Origin of the sequence: Vibrio sp. 10N.247.310.17, assembly GCF_041466605.1 — a bacterium.
Taxonomy (GTDB): domain Bacteria; phylum Pseudomonadota; class Gammaproteobacteria; order Enterobacterales; family Vibrionaceae; genus Vibrio; species Vibrio tasmaniensis_A.
This window is the reverse complement of the sequence record NZ_JBFSTC010000176.1, coordinates 1-3,970: the sequence shown is the minus strand read 5'-3', so window position 1 is coordinate 3,970 and position 3,970 is coordinate 1. Positions and strand designations below refer to the sequence as shown.

The 3,970-nt window shown below is 38.0% G+C and carries 3 protein-coding genes; all 3 read left to right on the top strand.

Annotation, left to right across the window (positions count from 1 at the left end):
- Positions 1-578 precede the first annotated feature (578 nt).
- Genes AB6D80_RS24385 through AB6D80_RS24375 form a run of 3 tightly spaced genes read left to right on the top strand, consistent with a single transcriptional unit; the run spans position 579 to position 3,942 of the window.
- Positions 579-1,265, top strand: a complete 687-nt coding sequence (locus AB6D80_RS24385) for a 2OG-Fe dioxygenase family protein (protein WP_102579744.1) — start codon at positions 579-581, stop codon at positions 1,263-1,265.
- A complete protein-coding gene (locus AB6D80_RS24380; protein ID WP_102579745.1) occupies positions 1,266-2,519 on the top strand; it encodes an acetyl-CoA carboxylase biotin carboxylase subunit family protein in 1,254 nt (417 codons plus the stop codon).
- 7 nt (positions 2,520-2,526) lie between these two features.
- On the top strand, positions 2,527-3,942 hold the full coding sequence (locus tag AB6D80_RS24375) for an FAD/NAD(P)-binding protein (protein ID WP_372189874.1): 1,416 nt from the start codon (positions 2,527-2,529) through the stop codon (positions 3,940-3,942).
- Positions 3,943-3,970: the final 28 nt, after the last annotated feature.

Genomic DNA, 3,970 nt, shown 5'->3' with positions numbered 1-3,970 from the left:
TTAAATTCATCACAGACAATCATTTAAATCGTTTACGATTTAGCGTGGTGTGTGGGATTGGATTGAGAGAAACAGGGCCACTTCGTTAAACGCTTGCATAGTTTGTGCTTTCTCTAAGGCTTTATATTATTAGGTAAAATCGCCCATATTAAAAGGGGTTGGGGTGAAAAATGGATCACACTACTAAAAAATCACAAAACCGTTTAGAAATTCAGGGCCATTCGTAAAAGGAAATAACCGTGAAATCTGACTTTAGAAAGGCGATATTATATCCGTCAGTCCTTCCTCAATTTAATAATTAAATAGTATTATCCAGCGTTCATTTATCAGTAAAAAACGACACTATCTTGACCGCAATCGACAGTTTTGATCTGTTATTGGATTTGATGTACTGGACGCACCTCCCTAAAAATTAATTATATTAATTTAATTCCTTTAAAATCCAATAAGATTTATATTCTTTTCATAGAGATGAAGGGTTCTGATTATTGATGCTTACCTGATATTGAAATAATATAATGGAAATTTAACATTGAAGTACAAATATAGATTAATTTTTAGATACAAGGTGTATTTAAATGGCGTTCCTCGAAGAAATAGAAATACCTCATAGCAACTCCAAAAACAAAGAGTTCTATCAATGTAATATAGCTAAGATTATCGAATCTTCCCCTAATTACTTATCGCTCAAAGAAACGTTTGAGTGCTTAGTAGACGACCCCTATTTACAGACAGTGGCGAGATTTAGAAAGCGACGTTACTCGACCTGTAAATTTATTAATGGACAGTTCCATTGGGTCGACTCTCCTCCAGCATTTCATCAGGCTAAATTTATTAACTCATATGCTGGAGGTATAAAAAGAAAATTTAAAAGCATAAGCAGTCAAGCAAAAATTTTCAGTGAAAAAATAATTGTCCCAATATTGATGGAATATCTATCTAAGAATGAGGCACATATTGGCGTTCATCAAATTCGAATCACTGCTAATGATGACTATAACGGCCTTCCCGCACCTGAAGGTCCTCATCAAGATGGGTTCGACTTCGTCTGTACCCTTTGTATCGACAAACGAAATATTGCAGGTGGTAACTCAATAGTCCTAAGTGAGGGTGACATAGTTGTGAACAAACAGCTAAACATTGGTGATCTGCTGATTATTGATGATAAACATTTTTACCATTATGTTTCTCCAATAGTCCCTCTTCTTCCCGGCGAGGCACACAGAGACATGTTCATTTTTACGATCAACTGTAAGGGAAATTAAATGAAGCAACTCATCTTGTTAGCCCCACCGAAAATATTGCTGCAACACTCTGTTAAATCTTGGATAAAAAGTATTGGCCAGAATGCAATTATCTATTCTTGTGCTAATAAAAAGAAGGAATTAGAAAACCATTTTCAAAACGAAATCGAGATCCATTTATATCAAGACTTTAGTAACAATTCTTTAGTCGAACTTGATGTTTATCATAGAGCCTTAAAGTTATCGACCCCTAGAGTAGCTGCACTTGCTGAAATTGATCTTGAGAGAGCTGCTAGATTAAATGACAAACTTGGGGTAACGCAGGGCTGTTCGCAGAGAATAATCTATTTCAGAGATAAGTATAAGATGAAATCACTTGCTCAAGACAATGGAGCTTTGATCCCAGCCATGTCGCGAGTACATAACGCAATAGAACTCGCTATCTTCATAGAACAATATGGTTACCCTGTTGTTATAAAGCCTTGTGATGGGCGCGGTTCTAATGGCGTTGAAATTTTAAGCAATGAGGGACAACTCAAAGCGTATCTGTTAAGAGCCAAAACGACGAAGTTTTTCAATCTAATGGTAGAGCAATTCGTCCAGGGAGAACACTATCAGGTTAATGGACTTATCATTAATGCTAATCCCGTTGTTATCTCGACCAGTAAAGCCTTGGTTTCTTGTTTAGATTTTTTGTCTGGAGCAGTATTTGGATTACAGATGGTTGATCCAAACTCATCTTTGGCAAAAAAAATCAAAGCCTATACTGAATGGCTAATATTTGATGTCTTACCTTCTGAGAAAACTTTTTTGTTTCACCTAGAAATATTTGTAACCAAAGATGGCCAAATTATTCTTGGAGAAATTGCTGCTCGTCTCGGAGGTTGTTTCGTCAATGAAGAATTGAAGGAAGCGTGGGGATTAGATTTGAGAATGTCATACCTATCAGCTCTAAGAAATCCAAAACAAGATGTCCCAACAATCGATACCCATAAAAAATTGGTTGGCCAGCTGCTTGTTCCGCCCCAAGAAGGCGTCTTGCTGGCAGCTCCGGAGACCTGTGATTTAGATTATGTTCTTAAGTACAAACTTTCAGGTTCTGTTTCCCAAAATCATACAACGATGTCATTCACCAATGGCGAGATTATGAGTGCAATTATAAAAGGGAAAACAGAAAACGAGGTCAAAGAAAACCTATCATCACTTAATCAGTGGTTCAACGAGCAATCCGAATGGGAAAGTAAAATCAACTCTATAAAACCAGCAACGAGATAGAAGCATCATGAAGCTAGCAATTATTGGAAGTGGTTATACTGGGACCTCACTTTTCTCAATGCTCGAAACCATTTTCACCTCAAATCATTCGTGCATTGACATCGATATGTACGATAGAGCCAATGAAGCTGGTACAGGCCTAGCCTATCAGAAAGATATCAGCTCTAACATTTTGAATCGACCAGCAAAAGCCATGTACATGAATAACAAAAATGACTTTCTTCGTTGGGCAATGTCTTCGTATCCAAATAGTCTAGAAATAACCCCAGAGTCCTTCTTACAACGTTCTTTATTTGGTAACTTTTTAAAAGAAAAGTTGCTTGAGAATATTGAACGCTATAGAGCTTTAGGTTGCCGAATCACAACAATAGCTCTTCAAGTTGAAGATATTCGTAAGGCTGAATCCGGCTGGTGCGTCGTCACAAAAAACAACAAAAAGGTTTATGATGCGGTCTTTCTCTGTACAGGAACTAGCGTAGAGGCTGACCCTTACCAACTTAAAGGAACTTTAGGATACCTCTCTAATCCTTACCCAATTAATCGCTTGGGTTCATTGACAGGAAGAGTAGGAATCTTAGGAAGTAGGCTTACTGCTTATGATGTAGCTTTAGGACTTAATTATTCTAAGGTGACCCATGCGAAAATGCTTTCACGAGTCTCAGATAGACCTAGACCTGTAACCCGTTATCATGACATTGAACTTAAGTACCTCTCACCTGAAAGTACAGAAGCATTCATCAATTCAAGAGACACAATAACACTTGAATCAGTGCTCAATCTCATTAATAGAGAGTTACGCCATCAGGGAATAGAACTAACCATATTTCAGCTAGCCTCCGCCAAGCACCTTGTAGATGGGGACCTAGTAACTAGTGTGCTAACAGCTGCTAACTACTCCTTGTCTTTGCTATGGCAAAACCTCTCCCGCAGTTCGAGAAATAGATTAATAGATACTTTCCAAAGTCGCTGGGCAAATATGCGAGTCCCAGTCTCCCTGCAAAATCATGCTGCCATTGAGGTGCTTATAGAAAGAGGTAAGGTCTCGCACAGCAAGGGAATCACTAATGTATCATGTCACAATGGTCAATATTGTGTGGAGACAGATAAAGAGAAGTACTTCTTTGATTTCATCATCAATGCTACAGGGATACGACGTTCACTCGATAGAAGTAATCCGGTACTTGATAGCCTGCTAAGTCGGAAACTAGCAAAAGAAAATCAATATGGAGGAATCAATGTATGTCCGTCAACTTGTTCTGTTCTTTCCGAAACTGGTGAAATTCAAATGGGTTTGTATGCTCTTGGTCAGATAACTTGTGGTGATTTTTACATGGTCAATAACATAGATGTGATTAATAACCAAATCTCTACTTTATTGTCATCTTTCAAGCTGAACAAAGGGGAAACCAAAACATGTATCTAGCCTCATTCATAGCTTTGGTTGGCTCGCT